The organism is Achromobacter sp. Marseille-Q0513 (genome assembly GCF_018195695.1).
In the GTDB taxonomy this organism is placed as follows: domain Bacteria; phylum Pseudomonadota; class Gammaproteobacteria; order Burkholderiales; family Burkholderiaceae_B; genus Achromobacter.
In genome coordinates this window covers 1-13,080 of record NZ_JAGTJY010000178.1, presented here as the reverse complement: position 1 = coordinate 13,080, position 13,080 = coordinate 1, and the positions used below count along the sequence as shown (strand labels likewise).

Annotated in this window: 10 protein-coding genes; all 10 read right to left on the bottom strand. The window is 68.7% G+C overall.

Translation table 11 applies throughout. The annotated features are described in order from the left end of the window. A partial coding sequence (locus tag KDH83_RS25315) for an MFS transporter (RefSeq protein ID WP_212320770.1) occupies positions 1-965 on the bottom strand: 965 nt, incomplete at its 3' end. A 199-nt stretch (positions 966-1,164) separates the two neighbouring features. Next, positions 1,165-1,737, bottom strand: a complete 573-nt coding sequence (pgsA, locus tag KDH83_RS25310; RefSeq protein WP_103273697.1) for a CDP-diacylglycerol--glycerol-3-phosphate 3-phosphatidyltransferase — start codon at positions 1,735-1,737, stop codon at positions 1,165-1,167. 365 nt (positions 1,738-2,102) lie between these two features. Then, entirely contained in the window at positions 2,103-3,929 is a 1,827-nt protein-coding gene (uvrC, locus tag KDH83_RS25305; RefSeq protein ID WP_212320769.1) for an excinuclease ABC subunit UvrC, read from the bottom strand. Further along, a complete protein-coding gene (gene nagZ, locus KDH83_RS25300) occupies positions 3,892-4,953 on the bottom strand; it encodes a beta-N-acetylhexosaminidase (RefSeq protein ID WP_212320768.1) in 1,062 nt (353 codons plus the stop codon). The genes uvrC and nagZ overlap by 38 nt, the downstream gene beginning before the upstream one ends. A gap of 52 nt (positions 4,954-5,005) precedes the next feature. Next, positions 5,006-5,467, bottom strand: coding sequence for a holo-ACP synthase (gene acpS / locus KDH83_RS25295; RefSeq protein ID WP_212320772.1), 462 nt, complete (start codon positions 5,465-5,467; stop codon positions 5,006-5,008). A 58-nt stretch (positions 5,468-5,525) separates the two neighbouring features. Next, positions 5,526-6,269 (bottom strand): pyridoxine 5'-phosphate synthase, encoded by a 744-nt coding sequence (locus tag KDH83_RS25290; RefSeq protein WP_212320767.1) that lies wholly within the window; start codon positions 6,267-6,269, stop codon positions 5,526-5,528. Next, complete coding sequence (locus tag KDH83_RS25285; protein WP_212320766.1) at positions 6,266-7,753, bottom strand: efflux transporter outer membrane subunit; 1,488 nt, start codon at positions 7,751-7,753, stop codon at positions 6,266-6,268. The genes KDH83_RS25290 and KDH83_RS25285 overlap by 4 nt, the downstream gene beginning before the upstream one ends. Further along, the gene (locus tag KDH83_RS25280) at positions 7,750-10,968 is read right to left on the bottom strand and encodes an efflux RND transporter permease subunit (RefSeq protein WP_212320765.1); all 3,219 of its coding nucleotides are present in this window, start codon (positions 10,966-10,968) and stop codon (positions 7,750-7,752) included. The genes KDH83_RS25285 and KDH83_RS25280 overlap by 4 nt, the downstream gene beginning before the upstream one ends. Positions 10,969-11,035: 67 nt before the next feature. Continuing rightward, a complete protein-coding gene (locus KDH83_RS25275) occupies positions 11,036-12,298 on the bottom strand; it encodes an efflux RND transporter periplasmic adaptor subunit (protein ID WP_212320764.1) in 1,263 nt (420 codons plus the stop codon). Positions 12,299-12,674: 376 nt separating this feature from the next. Next, positions 12,675-12,995, bottom strand: coding sequence for a helix-turn-helix domain-containing protein (locus KDH83_RS25270; protein WP_212320771.1), 321 nt, complete (start codon positions 12,993-12,995; stop codon positions 12,675-12,677). Positions 12,996-13,080 lie beyond the last annotated feature (85 nt).

Below are 13,080 nucleotides of genomic sequence, written 5' to 3'. Positions count from 1 at the left end.
CACCAGCCCACCCCCGGCGCCACCACCTCCTCGCCCCGCAGGACCGGCGCCCCCCCCCCGCGGCCACCGCTCCCCGGATCGCCGAACACCAGGACGCCGCCCTCCGCCCCGCCCACCGCCGACGCGATCATGTAGCCGGACAGCGCCGAGCTGGCGGCGACCTTGGACAGGTCATAGAGCTGGCCCAGCAGCGGAATGGTGTAGTTCTGCACCGAGGACAGCGCGATCGAGGTGAAAGCGAAGAACAGGAAGGCGCCCCACAGCGCCGGCTTGGACAGCAGCGTCGTCAGAGTCGCGAGCACGCCCTGCTGCGCCGTGGCCGGCCGCGCGCCGGTCTTGGCCGCGTCGCCTTCGGCCGCCGCCGGGCCGCCGATCAGGTCGCGCCCCAGCACGGCCAGCAGCAGCACCAGCGCCACCAGCCCGGCGGCGCAGTAGGCCGCCACGCGCCAATCGGCCAGCAGCGTGATGCTGGTCATGAACACCGGCGTCAGCGCCCAGCCCAGGTTGCCGGTCAGGCCGTGCGCCGAGAACGCATGGCCCAGGCGCGGGGCCGTGACGCGATGGTTGATGATGGAATAGTCGGCCGGATGGAACACCGAATTGCCGATGCCGCCAACCACGGCGGCGGCCATCAGCATGGCGTAGCCATTGGCCGAGCCGATCAGCAGCCCCGACACCACGAAGCAGCTCAGGCCGAACCACAGCACCGGCCGCGCGCCGATGCGGTCGACCACGAATCCGGAAGACGCCTGGCCGATGCCGGACACCACATAGAAGGTGGACACGAGCAGGCCCAGCCGGGCGAAATCCAGCCCGAAGGCATTGCCCAGCGAGACATAGAGCGACGGCAGGACGAGCTGGAAGAAGTGCGAACTGGCGTGGATCACGCCGATCAGGAGAATGATCTGCCAGTCGCGGCGCCGGACGGCGGCGTCCGAGGCCAGGGAGTTTGCTGCGCTGTTCATTGCGATGGGCCGCGCAAGGCGGCGATGGCGGCCGCCGGCTGCGGGCGGCTCGCGGGTTGTCTCCGGCGGCGCCGCGAATCACGGCGCCGGTCTCTCGGCGAATGCGGCGCGGCGGCCGTGCCGGTCTGCCGGCAACGCTCTTGGAATACGATGGCGGCCCCGGGCGCGAGCCGGGCCGCCATTACGTTAACACGTTAGTTTACTTGGCCTTTTCGCGGATCGCCGGCCAGGCGCGCTGCAGGTAGTACAGCATGGACCAGACCGTCAGCACCGCCGCGACGATGATCAGCAGGTCGCCCAGCAGCTTGGTGCTGACGCCCATGACCGGCTGGTTGTACAGCAGGCAGGGAATCGCCACCATCTGCGCCGCGGTCTTGAACTTGCCCAGCCGGTGCACGGCCACGCTGGCGCTGGCGCCGATCTGGGCCATCCACTCGCGCAGCGCGGAAATCGTGATCTCGCGGCCGATGATGATCAGGGAAATGAAGGCGTCGACGCGGCTCAGGTCCAGCAGCACGATCAGCGCGGCGCAGACCATCAGCTTGTCGGCCACCGGATCGAGGAAGGCGCCGAACGCCGAGGTCTGGTTCCAGCGGCGGGCCAGCCAGCCATCGAACCAATCGGTCAGCGCGGCGATGATGAAGGCCCAGGCGGCCAGCGTGTCGCGCGTGGTGACCGCCATCCAGCTATCGGGCAGATAGAACAGCCCGACGACCAGCGGAATCATGGCGATGCGCAGCCATGTCAGGATTATGGGTACGTTAATTGGCATAGTATCCGTATGCTACATCAAGGGTCCCCCCCCGCAGCGCCTGCGGCGCTTCCCCCCCAGGGGGGCGTCGCTGCGGACCGGCGGAGCCGGATCCGCGCGACCTGGCTTGTGGGGCGCCGGCGGCTTGCGTCGTTTGGCTTGCTTGGCTCGGCCTGGCTGGGCTGGCGGCTTGCGTCGTTCGACTTGCTTGGCTCGGCCTGGCTGGGCTGGCTGCTTGCGTGGCGGCTGCGCGGTGGTGTCGCGTTACCGACATGCCGCGGCGCTGGCCGGCCGGGATGCGCGCTCGCCGAACCTCGCGATCAACGGACGCCGGGCCGCGCCCCGCTGCGGGACTGAACAAGGTGGGGATATGTAGCACGGAAGTGCTACCGCAAGGCTTCATAAATGCGGATGGCGAGGTCTTGGGAGATGCCGTCGACCGAGGCCAGGTCTTCGATGCTGGCCGAGGCCACGCCTGAAAAGCCGCCGAAGCGGGCCAGCAGGCGCTGGCGGCGGCGGGCGCCGATGCCTTCGATTTCTTCCAGGCGCGACACGTTGCGGGCCTTGGCGCGGCGGGCGCGCATGCCGGTGATGGCGAAGCGGTGCGCCTCGTCGCGCACCTGCGCGATCAGCATCAGCGCGGCTGATTCGCCGCCCAGCGCCACGGGCGGGCGGCCGTCGGCGAAGACCAGGGTTTCCAGGCCGACCTTGCGCCCTTCCCCCTTGGCCACACCGACCAGGGTCTGGATGTCCAGGCCCAGCTCGGCGAACACCTGCCGCGCGACTTCCACCTGGCCCTTGCCGCCGTCGATCAGCACCAGGCCCGGCATCTGCGCCTCGCCGTCGGCCACCTTGGCGAAGCGGCGCGACAGCACCTGGCGCATGGCGGCGTAGTCGTCGCCCGGCGTGATGCCGGCGATGTTGTAGCGGCGGTAGAGCGAGGGCTGCACGTCGTGGTGCTCGAACACCACGCAGGACGCCTGGGTGGCTTCGCCGGCCGTGTGGCTGATGTCGAAGCACTCGATGCGCAGCGCGTCCAGCGCGGCCTCGTCGGTGTCCAGGTCCAGCGCCTCGGCCAGGGCCAGGGTGCGGGCGGCGCGCGCGCCGGATTCGGTCAGCGCCCGCGCCAGCGCCATGTCGGCGTTCTTGCCGGCCTGCTCCAGCCAGGCGCGGCGCGCGCCCTGCGGCCGCGTCAGCACCCGCGCGGGGCGGCCGCCGGCCTGTTCGGCCAGCAGGTCCACCAGCTCGGGATCGGGCAAGGCGTGCGAACACACCAGCACCGGCGGCAGCGCGTTGTCGGCGTAGTGCTGGGCGACGAAGGCTTCCAGCACCTGCGGCGCGGCCTCGCCTTCGGCGTGCGACGGGAAGAACGGCTTGTCGCCCAGGTGGCGGCCGCCGCGCACCATGGCCAGGTTGACGCAGACCTTGCCGCCGGCGATGGCCACCGCGATGATGTCCGTGTCCTCGCCGCTGGTGCTTTCCATGGTCTGCTGGTGCAGCACGCGCGCCAGCGAGCCCATCTGGTCGCGCAGCGCCGCCGCCTCCTCGAAGCGCAGCTCGCTGGCCGCCTGCTGCATGCGCGACTCGATCTCGCCCATGACGTCCTTGGCCTCGCCGTTCAGGAAGCGCGCGGCGCGCTGCACGTCGCGCGCGTAATCCTCGGCGCCGATCACGCCCACGCAGGGCGCCGAGCAGCGCCCGATCTGATGCAGCAGACAGGGCCGCGAACGGTTGGCGAAGACCGAATCCTCGCAGGTGCGCAGGCGGAAGACCTTCTGCAGGATCTGGATGGTCTCGCGTACCGCCCAGGCATTGGGAAACGGGCCGAAGAACTGGCCGCGCTTGTTGGTGGCGCCGCGGTAGTAGGCGATGCGCGGCCATTCATGGCCGGTAATGAGCAGGTACGGGTAGGACTTGTCGTCGCGGAACAGGATGTTGTAGCGCGGCTTCAGCGTCTTGATGAGGTTGTTTTCCAGGATCAGCGCCTCGGCCTCCGAGCGCGTGACCGTGACCTCCAGCCGCGCCACCTTCGCCACCATCTGGGCGATGCGCGGGCTGGACAGGGTCTTCTGGAAATACGACGAGACGCGCTTCTTCAGGTCGCGCGCCTTGCCGACATACATGACCTCGCCGGCCGCATCCAGGTGCCGGTACACGCCCGGCAGATGCGGCAGGTCAGCCAGGAACGATTTGAGATTGAAGTCGTCGGGCATTCTGGTAACGGCTTTCGGCCTGCAGGGTGTCCCAGTCCGGCGCGTCGAAGCGCGGCATCAGGCGGCGGATGCGTTCCACCGACTCGGGCGGGTGCTTGAACGCCAGCCGCGACAGCAGCTCGTCGGCCAGGTCGGGCCGGTTGCACACCAGCACCATGTCGCAGCCCGCGCCCAGCGCCGCGTTGGCGCGGTCCAGGATGTCGCCGGCCACCGACGCGCCTTCCATCGTCAGGTCGTCGGAGAACACCACGCCATCGTAGCCCAGGCGCTTGCGCAGGATGTCCTGCACCCAGCGCTTGGAGAAGCCGGCGGGATGCTTGTCGACCTTGGGGTAGATGACGTGCGCCGGCATGACCGAGGGCAGCACGGCGTCGCCCAGCCAGGCATAGGGCGCGGCGTCGTCGCGCAGGATGTCGGCCAGCGGACGCGGGTCGACCGGGATCTCGTGGTGCGAATCGGCCTGCACATAGCCATGGCCGGGGAAATGCTTGCCGCAGGACGACATGCCGGCCAGCGACAGGCCCTGGATCAGGGCGCGCGACAGCATGGCGACCACGCGCGGATCGGCGTGGAAGGCGCGATTGCCGATCACCTTGCTGACGCCATAGTCCAGGTCCAGCACGGGCGTGAAGCTCATGTCCACGCCGCAGGCGCGCAGCTCGGCGGCCAGCACGTAGCCCGCCTCGGTGGCCAGGCGCATGGCGTTCAGCGGATCGCGGTCCCACAGCTCGCCCAGCGCGCGCATCGGCGGCAGCGGCGTGAAGCCGTCCTCGCGGAAGCGCTGGACGCGGCCGCCCTCGTGATCCACCAGGATCAGCAGCGGTTCCTTGCGCGCCTTGTGGATCTGGCGCGTCAGGCGGGTCAGCTGGGCGCGGCTCTCGAAATTGCGCGCGAACAGGATCACGCCGCCCACCAGCGGGTGGCGCAGGCGCTTCTTTTCTTCCTTGGTGAGCGTGAATCCCGCCACATCGACCATCACGGGGCCGGGAGGCAGGACCGCCTTCTTGGATGATTTCTTGGCCATCTGGCAATCCTTTTCGTTGTATCAGGCAGGCCCGCGGACACGGGCGCCGGGGTCAGGGCTTGCTTTCGACCACCACGTAGGCGGCGGCCATGTCGGTTTCATCGGTAATCGACACATGCGCGGCGCCGAAGCGCGCCGCATACCATTGTTGCAGCTCCGGCGCGATCACCAGCACGGGCCGCCCGCCCGGCGCGTTCAGGGTCTGCACCCGGCGCCAGGTCATGGGCATGCGCATGCCCAGGCCGATGGCCTTGGAAAAGGCCTCCTTGGCGGCGAAGCGCGTGGCCAGGAAGCGCACGCCGCGCACCGGGTCGCGGGCGCGGCGCGCGTGGAACTTGCGCAATTCCTCCACCCCCAGGATCTTCTCGGCGAAGCGGTCGCCGTGGCGCGCCAGCGCTCGCTCGATGCGATCGATGCGCAGCAGGTCCATGCCGATGCCGGCGATGGCGCCCGCCTTCGGGGCGGACGGGACTGCCGGCGTGGCGGAGGCGGGGTCAGAAGCGGCGTCGGACATGGACATGGGCAAGGCGGCGGGTTCGGGTGCGGAATGCGTCAGGCCTGGCGGCCACGTATCAGCGGCCGCGCAACGCTTCCAGGCGCGCCTGCACCATCAGCGCCTTCATGTCGCGCACCGCCTTTTCCCAGCCGTCGAACACCGCCTGCGCCACGATGGCGTGGCCAATGTTCAATTCGGCGATCCCGTCCACCGCCGCCACCGGACCCACATTGCCGTAATGCAGGCCGTGGCCGGCATTCACGCGCAGGCCGTGGCGCAGGCCCTCGGCCACCGCCACGCGGATGCGCGCCAGCTCGGCCTGGGCTGTGGCCTCGTCCTGAGCTTCGGCATAGGCGCCGGTATGCAGTTCGACCACCGGCGCGCCGGCCTGGGCCGCGGCCGCGATCTGCGCCGGCTCGGGATCGATGAACAGCGACACGCGGATGCCGGACTCGGCCAGCAGGCCGACGGCGTCGGTCACGGCGGCGAGCGCGCCGGCCACTTCCAGGCCGCCCTCGGTGGTCAGCTCGGTGCGTTTTTCGGGCACCAGGCAGACGTCGCTGGGCTTGACGGCACAGGCGATCTCCAGCATCTCGGCCGTGATCGCGCACTCCAGGTTCATGCGGGTGCGCAGCAGCGGACGCAGCGCGTAGACATCCTTGTCCTGGATGTGGCGCCGGTCCTCGCGCAGGTGCAGCGTGATCAGGTCGGCCCCGGCGTCCTCCGCCCGCAGGGCGGCGGCGACCGGGTCCGGATAAACCGTGTGACGCTGCTGGCGCAGCGTGGCCACGTGATCGATATTTACACCAAGTTCTATCATTGCGTCCTAGTCGTTTCCTGCCAGCCGCCGCCCAGGGCCTTGTACAGTTCCACGCGGTTGATCAATGCGGCCAACCCCGTCTGCACCAGGGAAATCTGGGCATTGAAAAAGTCCACTTGCGCCGTCTGCACCTGCAGATAGCTGTCGACTCCGTTGGTATAGCGCAGGTTCGACAGTTCCAGCGTGCGCGCCGAGGAATCCTGCAGGCCGCGCTGGGCATCCAGCTGGGCACTGTAGGTGGCCTCGCCGGCCAGCGCGTCCGAGACTTCGCGGAACGCCTGCTGGATGGTCTGTTCGTACTGCGCCACGGCGATATTATCGCGCGCCTTGGCCAGGTTCAGCCCTTCGCGGATGCTGCCGCCGGCGAACAGCGGCGTGGTGATCGACGGCGAGAAGCTCCAGTACCCCTGCCCGCCCTTGAAAAGATCGGACAGCGAGGGGCTGGCCGCGCCCAGCAGGCCGGTCAGGGAGATGGTCGGGAAGAACGCCGCGCGCGCCGCGCCGATATTGGCATTGGCCGACTTGAGCTGGTGCTCGGCGGCGACGATGTCGGGCCGGCGCTCCAGCAGGTCGGACGGCAGCCCCGCCGGCACCGTGGCCAGCAGCTGCTCGCGGCCGAACGCGGCCGGCGCGGGCAGGTCCTCGGGCAAGGGCGCGCCCACCAGCACCACCAGCGCGTTGACGGCTTGCGCGCGCACGCGGGCCAGCTCGGCCAGGCTGGACGAAGCCGAATCCAGCAGCGTCTTGGCCTGGTTCAGGTCCAGCTCGGACGACACGCCACCGTCGAAGCGGCGCTTGACCAGGTTGTAGGACTCCTGGCGCGAGGCCAGCGTGCGCTGGGTCAGGTCCATCTGGACCTCGGCCGCGCGCAGGTTGAAATACGCCTGCGCGACCGAGCCCACCAGCGTGATGTGCACGCTCTTCTGCGCCTGCTCGGTCGACAGGTACTGCTGGTACGCCGCCTCGGACAGGCTGCGCAGCCGGCCGAACAGGTCGATCTCGAACGTGGTCAGGCCGATGCCGGCCTGGTAGTTGCTGCTGATGGAGCCAGCGCCCGGCGCCCGCATATTGGCGGGCAGGTGCTGACGCTGGCCCTGGATGCCGGCGCCAATGCTGGGCCATTGCGCACCGCGCTGCACGCCGTATTGCGCGCGCGCTTCTTCGACGCGCTGCACGGCCACGCGCAGGTCGCGGTTGTTGGCCAGCGACAGCTCGATCAGGCGCTGCAGGCGCGGATCGCGGAAGAACTCGCGCCAGCCGATCTCGGCGGCCGGCGTGCCGGCCTGCGGCTCCACCGAGGCCGCGGGCTGCGTGCCCAGTGCGGTCGGCTTGGCATAGGCGCCGTACTGCACCTTGGGCTGGTCCGGCCAGTTGCCGGACACCGGCGCGTCGGGACGCTTGTAATCGGGCGCCAGCGAGCAGCCGGCCAACGCCACCGCCACGAAGGCGGACAAGGCGGTCTGTTTGTACATCAGGGCTTTCATACCTTGCCCTCCTGGCCACCATGGGGTTGAGCGGGTTGTTGCGCGCCGGAAGCCTCGGCGGCCTTCTTGGCGGCCTGTTCTTCCTCGAACGCCTTCAGTTCGGCGCCCAGCAGGCGGGGCTTGGTCTTGAACAGGCCCAGCACCACCACGAAGAAGGTCGGCACGAACATCACGGCGAAGGGCGTGGCGGCAAGCATGCCGCCCAGCACGCCCAGGCCCACCGCGCGCTGGCTGGCGGCGCCGGCGCCGGTGGCCATGGCCAGCGGCACCACGCCCAGGATGAAGGCCAGCGAGGTCATCAGGATGGGCCGGAACCGCAATCGCGCGGCCTCGACCGCCGCCTCGTACAGCCCCATGCCGCGGGCGTACTGGTCCTTGGCGAATTCCACGATCAGGATGGCGTTCTTGGCCGCCAGCCCGATCACGGTCACCATGCCCACCTGGAAGTACACGTCGTTGGACATGCCCAGCGCGCTGACCAGCCCCACGGCGCCCAGCATGCCCAGCGGCACCACCAGCATGACCGACAACGGGATGGCCCAGCTTTCATACAGCGCGGCCAGCACCAGGAACACGACCAGCAGCGACAGGCCCATCAGGATCGGGGCCTGGTTGCCGGCCTGGCGTTCCTGGTAGGACAGGCCGTTCCACTCGAAGCCGTAGCCGGACGGCAGCTGCGCCACCAGGCGCTCCATCTCGGCCATGGCATCGCCGGTGGTGTAGCCCGGCGCGGCATTGCCGCCGATACGGATCGACTCGTAGCTGTTGTAGCGCACCACCTGGACGGGACCCTGCTTCCATTCTGCCGTGACGAAGGACGACAGTGGCACCATGCCGCCCTGCAGGTTGCGGGCGTTCAGCGCCAGCACATCCTTGAGCTGCATGCGGTACGGAGCGTCGGCCTGCACCCAGATGTTCTGCATCCGACCCAGGTTGGGGAACTTGCTCAGGTAGGCCGAGCCGACGGCGGTGGAAATCAGCGCCGCCGCCTCGTTGAAGTCCACGCCCAGCGCGGCCGCCTTGTCGCGGTCGATGTTCAGGCTGAGCTGCGCGCCCGGTCCCAGGCCGGTGATGCGGACCTGCGACAGCACCGGGCTCTTCATCGCCAGGCCCATCAGCTGGCCGGTGGCCGCGGCCAGCGCGTCGGTTCCGGCCGCGCCGCGATCCTGCAGGCGGAAGTCGAAGCCGGTGGCGTTGCCCAGCGCGGAGATGGCCGGCGGCACCAGGGTGAACACCATGGCGTCGTGGATGCCCATCAGCTGCTTCTGGAAAGCCTCGAAGGCGATGGAACCCGCCGCGTCGCCCTTGCCCTTACGCTCGCTGAAGTCCTTGAGCGTGGTGAAGGCGATGGCGGCGTTCAGGCCGTTGCCGTTGAAGCTGAAGCCCTGCACGGCGATGATGTTCTCGACCGCCGGGACCTTCATGAAGTAGTCCTCGACCTGCTTGATCACGTCGACCGTACGGTTGGCCGTGGCGCCGGTGGGCAGCTCGATGTTGCTGACCACGTAGCCCTGGTCTTCCTCGGGCAGGAACGAAGACGGCAGGCGCAGGAACAGCCAGCCCAGCAGTACGACCAGCAGCGCGAAGGCCAGCATCATGCGGCCGCCCTTGTGCAGGATGCGCGCCACCCAGTTCTGGTAGCTGTGCGTGGTGGCGTCGAACTTGCGGTTGAACCAGCCGAAGAAGCCCTTCTTTTCCTCATGGTGCCCCTTGGGGATGGGCTTGAGGATGGTGGCGCACAGCGCCGGGGTGAAGGTCAGCGCCAGCAGGGCCGAGAAGAAGATCGACACGGCCATGGCCACCGAGAACTGGCGGTAGATCACGCCCACCGACCCGCTCATGAAGGCCAGCGGCAGGAACACCGTCACCAGCACCAGCGTGATGCCGACGATGGCGCCGCTGATCTGGGGCATGGCTTTCTTGGTGGCCTCCTTGGGCGGCAGGCCCTCGGTGGCCATGATGCGCTCCACGTTCTCGACCACCACGATGGCGTCGTCCACCAGGATGCCGATGGCCAGCACCATGGCGAACATGGTCAATACGTTGATGGAGAAGCCCAGCCCCAGCATCACCGCGAACGCGCCCAGCATGGCCACCGGCACCACCAGCGCCGGGATCAGGGTATAGCGCACGTTCTGCAGGAACAGGTACATCACCAGGAACACCAGCACCATGGCTTCCACCAGGGTGTGCAGCACCTGCTCGATCGACACCTTCACGTAGGGCGCGGTGTCATACGGAATGGAGTACGTGATGTTGCCCGGGAAGTACTTGGCCAGCTCGTCCATCTGCTTGCGCACGCCCTGGGCCGTGGCCAGCGCGTTGGCGTTGGGCGACAGCACGATGGCGAAGGCGGCCGTGGGCTTGCCGTTCAGGCGGGCGCCGAACTGGTAGTTGTCGGCGCCGACCTCGATGCGGGCCACGTCGCGCAGCAGCACCTTGGAACCGTCGGTATTGGCGCGCAGCACGATCTTGCCAAAGCCCTCGATCGTGGACAGCTGGCCGTTGGCGGTCACCGTGGCGGTGATGCGCTGCGAGTCCGGGGTCGGCGGCGAACCGATGCTGCCGCCCGAGATCAGGATGTTCTGCGCGGAGATCGCCTGGTTGACCTCGGCCATGCTCATGTTGAAGCCGACCAGCTTGGCGGGATCGACCCAGATGCGCATGGCGCGCGGCGCCGCGAACAGCTGGAACTGGCCGACGCCGGGCACGCGCGAGATCGGGTTCTGGACGTTGCGGGCGATGTAGTCGGCCAGCGCGGTCTGGTCCAGCGAACCGTCGGTGGACGACACCGTCACCACCAGCAGGAAGCCCGTGCTGGTCTGCTCGTACTTCAGGCCTTGCTGCTGCACGGCGGTGGGCAGCTGCGCGATCACGTTGGACACGCGGTTCTGCACGTCCACCTGCGCCAGGTCGGGATCGCGGCCGGGCGCGAAGGTGGCGGTGATGGTCGAGGTGCCGTAGGAATCGCTGACCGATTCGTAGTACAGCAGACCCTTGGCGCCGTTGAGCTTGTCCTCGATGATGGACGTCACCGACTCGGCCACTTCCTTGGCGGACGCGCCCGGATAGGTAGCCGTGATGGTGATGGCGGGCGGGGCCACGTCGGGGTACTGCGACACCGGCATGTTGGGAATCGCCAGCACCCCGGCAAGCAGGATGAACAGGGCGACGACCCAGGCGAAAATTGGTCTTTCAATAAAGAATTGCGGCATGTGGGCGGACTCTGAAAGCGATGCTCACTGAAGGGGAACGCGGCGCCTTGTGGGCGCCGCGAGCCGCTTAGGACTTCTGGCCTGCGGCCGGGTCTTGCTTGGCAGGCTCCTGCTTGGCGGGCGCGCCGTCGGCCGGCTTGGCCGGCTGCTGCGCAGCGGGCTGGCCGGCGGGCGCGGCGCCCGGCTGGCCGCCGGCCTTCCACGGGCTGGCTTGCACCGGCGCGCCGGGGCGGATCTTCTGGAAGCCCTCGACCACCACCGTGTCGCCGGCCTTCAGGCCGCTGGTGACGATCCAGTTGGTCTTGACGGCGCCGCCGGTGGTCACCGGCACCTGCTCGACCTTGTTTTCCTTGTTGACCAGCATCAGGCTCTGGGCGCCGTCGGGCGTGCGCTGCAGCGCCTGCTGCGGCACCAGCAGCGCCTTGTCGTCCACGCCCTGCTCCAGCTTCACGCGCACATACATGCCCGGCAGCAGCACGTTGTCCGGGTTCGGCACTTCGGCGCGCAGGTTGACCTGGCCGGTGGTCGGGTCGACCGTGATGCCGGTGAACAGCAGCTTGCCCGGGTGCGGGTACTCGGAACCGTCCTCCAGCACCACCGTGGCGCGGGCGGCGTCCTTGCCGACCTGCTGCAGCTTGCCGCTGGCGAAGGCGCGACGCAGCGCCGCCAGGTCCGTGGTGGACTGGTTGAAGTCGATATAGATGGGGTCGAGCTGCTGCACCGTGGCCATCTGCGTGGCCGAGGTGCCCTCGACCAGCGCGCCCTCGGTGACCAGCGGCTTGCCGATGCGCCCGGTGATGGGCGAGGTCACGTCGGTATAGCCGAGGTTGATCGAGGCGTTGTCCTGCGCCGCCTTGGCGGCGGCCACGGCGGCGTCGGCCTGGCGGTACGACGCCACGGCGTTGTCGTATTCCTGCTTGCTGACCGCGTTGGCCTTGACCAGCGGCGCGTAGCGGTCGGCCAGCACCTTGGCGCTGAACAGATTGGCCTGCGCCTGCTTGAGCTGGGCGGTGGCCTGATCGTAGGCGGCCTTGTACGGCGCCGGATCGATCTTGAAGAGCAGCTGCTTCTCCTGGACGTCGCCGCCCTGCTCGAAAGCGATCTTCTGGACGATGCCGGTCACCCGTGCGCGGATCTGCGCGTCGCGGACCGCATCGACACGGCCGGGCAGCTCGGCCACGATCGGCGTGCGCTCGGGCTGGACCGTGATGACGCTGACCTGGGGCATGCCGGGGTTCATTTGCGGCTTCTCGCCGCAACCAGCCAACAGCAGCGCCAGCGCGCCACCAGAAAGAGCCAGACCTGAAACACGTTTAGGCGAAAACCGCATCGAAACCCCCGCGTAGTATGCCGCGTCAAGTAAGCAAGATCGTCAGGCGCCCGCGTGCAGCCACGGCCAATGCAAGATCCGCGCCTAAGCGGGCGCCTGAATAGCCCAATAATGTAACTCAGTTATCAGGCGATCCAAGGGTTTTCGAGGGGGATTTGGCGTAGTCGTGCGGGCGCGGACGCCAAATTTGGCGCCGTGCCGCACACATGGAGATGAGTTCGCCGCAAGAATGGGGGCCGGTCAGGCGGACGCCTTGAGACCAGCGGCGGGACGTCTTGCTGCGGAAAACGGGGTACGACTGGCGGAGAGCACGCCTTGCCGCGGATGGCGGGTAACCCCGCGCACATGGGCGCGGGCCGTGCCCCCCCTTTGCCCGTCAGGGTTCGGCGAATTCCCGGAGCTTGCCCAGGAAGACGTAGCCGATGCCGTGCACGGTATGCAGCGGCAACTGGTCGCCGGCATCGCCCACCTTGCGGCGCAACCGGCAGATGGCGACATTCAGCGTGCGCATCTTGGTGTGCTGCCGCATGGCCACCAGCTCGGACCGCAACAGCTCGCGCCTCGGGTTGCGCAACAGACACAGGAAGCAGGCGCGCTCGAGTTCGGACAGGTCGAGGCGGCCGCCTCGGGGCGTGAGCAGCGTCCAGCCGCCGTAGCGCAACGTCCACCAGCCTTCCAGCCTGTCACTGGCGGCCATCAGGCCATCAACGGGCGCAACGCCTTGGACGGCATGGACCGGCGCGGCCAGGGGCGCGCCGGAAACAGACAGAACGGGCTCGGAT